A 2,740-nucleotide genomic window follows, 5' to 3' on the forward strand; every position below is an offset into this window, starting at 1 on the left:
GGTGCCCGCCAGCCGGTTGCGCGCCACCGCCACCATGTCGCCGAGCACCGCCGACGCCGTGGGGGTCCCGCCGGCCCCGGCGCCGTAGAACATCAGCCGTCCAGCCGACTGCGCCTCGACGAACACCGCGTTGTAGGCGCCGCCGACGGCTGCCAGCGGGTGCGACCTGGGAATCATCGCCGGGTGCACGCGCACGCTGACACCGGCGTCGGACCGCTCGCAGATCGCCAGCAGCTTCACGATGCGGCGCAGCGTCTTCGCGGACGCGATGTCCGCGGCGGTCACCTCGGTGATGCCCTCGCGGTGCACGTCGGCCGCGGTGACCCGGGTGTGGAAGGCGAGCCCGGCCAGGATCGCGGCCTTCGCCGCCGCGTCGAACCCCTCCACGTCGGCGGTCGGGTCAGGCTCGGCGTACCCGAGCGCCTGCGCCTCCTCCAGCGACTCGCCGAAGTCGGCGCCCGAGGTGTCCATCCGGTCCAGGATGAAGTTGGTGGTGCCGTTGACGATGCCGAGCACCCGGTGCACGGTGTCCCCGGCCAGCGACTCGCGCAGCGGCCGCAGCAGCGGGATCGCCCCCGCCACTGAGGCCTCGTAGTACAGGTCGGCGCCGTAGGTCCTCGAGGCGGCGTGGATCTGCTCGCCGTGCTCGGCGAGCAGCGCCTTGTTGGCCGTCACCACGGACTTGCCCGCCTTCATCGCGGCCAGCAGCAGCGAGCGGGCAGGCTCGATCCCGCCGATCACCTCGATCACGATGTCGACGTCCGGCCGGATGGCCAGCCCCATGGCGTCGGTCGTCAGCAGCGCCTGGTCGACGCCGGGCCGCGGGTGCGACAGCCGCCGCACCGCGATTCCGGCGACCTCGATTCGCGCCCCGGTGCGGACCGCGAGGTCGTCGGCCTGCTCGCGCAGCAGCCGTGCCACTTGCGACCCGACGACGCCGCAGCCGAGCAGCGCTACGCGCAGGGTCTTACCGTCACCCTCGTTCATCCGACGTCCAATCGCAGCAGGTCGTCCAGGGTCTCACGGCGGACGATCTCGCGAGCCGAGCCGTCACCGACCGCCACCACGCCTGGCCGCGGCAGGTGATTGTAATTTGACGCAAGCGACCAGCAGTACGCGCCGGTCGCGGCGACGGCGAGCAGGTCGCCAGGCGCCAGGTCGGACGGCAGGTAGCAATGCCGCACCACGATGTCGCCGCTCTCGCAGTGCCGCCCCACGACCCGGGACAGCATCGCCGGGGCTGCCGAGAACCTGGACGCGAGCACGCAGGTGTAGGCCGCGTCGTACAGCGCGGTGCGGATGTTGTCGCTCATCCCGCCGTCCACGCTCACGTAGGTCCTGATCCCGTCCACGTCCTTGATCGTGCCGACCTCGTACAGCGTGACCGTGGACGGGCCGACGATGCCCCGCCCCGGCTCGATCGTCAGCCGCGGCACCGGCAGGCCGAAGGCGGCGCACTGCGCCGTCACGATCGCGCGCAGCCCGGCTGCCAGCGACTTCACCTCTGGCGGGTCGTCCTCCGGCGTGTACGCGATGCCGAACCCGCCGCCCAGGTCGAGCTCGGCCACGACGACCCCGTGCTCGGCCAGGATCCGCGCCGCGAGCTCGACGACCCGGTGCGCGGCCACCTCGAAGCCGGCGGTGTCGAAGATCTGCGAGCCGATGTGCGAGTGCAGCCCGGCGAACTCAAACTGAGGCAGCGCGAGCACCCGCCGCACCGCCTCGTCGGCGGCGCCGGACGCGAGCGAGAAGCCGAACTTCTGGTCGTCGTGCGCGGTCGCCATGAACTCGTGCGTGTGCGCCTCGACGCCGGTCGTCACCCGGACCAGCACCCGCGGCCGCGCGCCGGCCTGCTCGGCGTAGTACGCGAGCCGCGCGATCTCCTCGTAGGAGTCCACGACGACGTGCCCGATGCCCACGGCGACGGCGCGGGCGAGCTCGGCGGGCAGCTTGTTGTTGCCGTGCAGTGTGATCATGGCCGGGTCGACCCCGGCGGACAGTGCGGTCTCCAGCTCGCCGCCGGTGCAGACGTCGACGCCGAGGCCCTCTTCCGTGACCCAGCGGAGCACCGCGCGCGAGCAGAACGCCTTCGACGCGTAGTAGACCTGCGCGTCAGCGCCGAACGCGTCCATGTACTCGCGGCACCGCTCCCGCACGTCCTGCTCGTCGGTGACGAAGACCGGCGTGCCGAACTCCGCTGCCAGGTCGCGGACGTCCACGCCGCCGAGCGTCAGCACGCCGCCGCGCCGCTGGGCGCCGCGCGGCCAGATCGCCGGATGCAGCGCGTTCAGGTCGGCGGGCGGCGCTGGCGGGTGGTCGGCCGGCAGCACGTCCGCGTGGCGCGGCCCGGCGGGGTGGGCGACACGGCTCATCAGTCTTGTTCTCCGTTTTCACAGCCGTTCGGGCGCGCCGACCCCGAGCAGCCCAAGCCCGGCGGCGAGGCCGGCCTGCGCCGCCCTGGCCAGAGCGGGCTTGTCAGTTCCGGGAGCTCGGGCGCCTCCCCGGTGACTGGGGGAAGTCAGCGCGGCGATGGCGACGCTGGCCAGTTCCTCCAGGTACCGGGCGAACTCGTCGGGCCGGCCACGGCGCGCCGCGGTGGCGACCCGTTCCGGGAGCCAGGACAGCGCGTCGAGCAGCGCCAGCTCCTCCGGTTCGGCGGGCGGGCGCGGCGGGGCCGCCTCCGCTGCGTTGAGGATGGCTGCCCAGCGCACCCCGGACGCGGCGCGGGCGTGCGCGTACC

The 2,740-nt window shown here is 73.3% G+C and carries 3 protein-coding genes; all 3 read right to left on the minus strand.

The window, feature by feature from the left end:
- Positions 1-987, minus strand: a 987-nt coding sequence (locus WA805_RS30110) for a homoserine dehydrogenase (RefSeq protein WP_425244015.1), incomplete at its 3' end; no start/stop codon positions are given.
- Positions 984-2,372 (minus strand): diaminopimelate decarboxylase, encoded by a 1,389-nt coding sequence (lysA, locus tag WA805_RS30115; RefSeq protein ID WP_424564794.1) that lies wholly within the window; start codon positions 2,370-2,372, stop codon positions 984-986. The genes lysA and WA805_RS30110, both read right to left, overlap by 4 nt.
- Before the next feature lie 18 nt (positions 2,373-2,390).
- Positions 2,391-2,740 (minus strand): DALR anticodon-binding domain-containing protein (locus WA805_RS30120; protein WP_425244016.1); only part of this gene is annotated, 350 nt, incomplete at its 5' end.

Source organism: Trebonia sp., assembly GCF_049794275.1.
Classification (GTDB): domain Bacteria; phylum Actinomycetota; class Actinomycetes; order Streptosporangiales; family Streptosporangiaceae; genus Trebonia.

What these genes read in the sequence shown, in the direction of transcription:
- lysA (WP_424564794.1), bottom strand. Translation starts at nt 2,372, where the DNA reads ATGAGCCGTGTCGCCCACCCCGCCGGGCCGCGCCACGCGGACGTGCTG.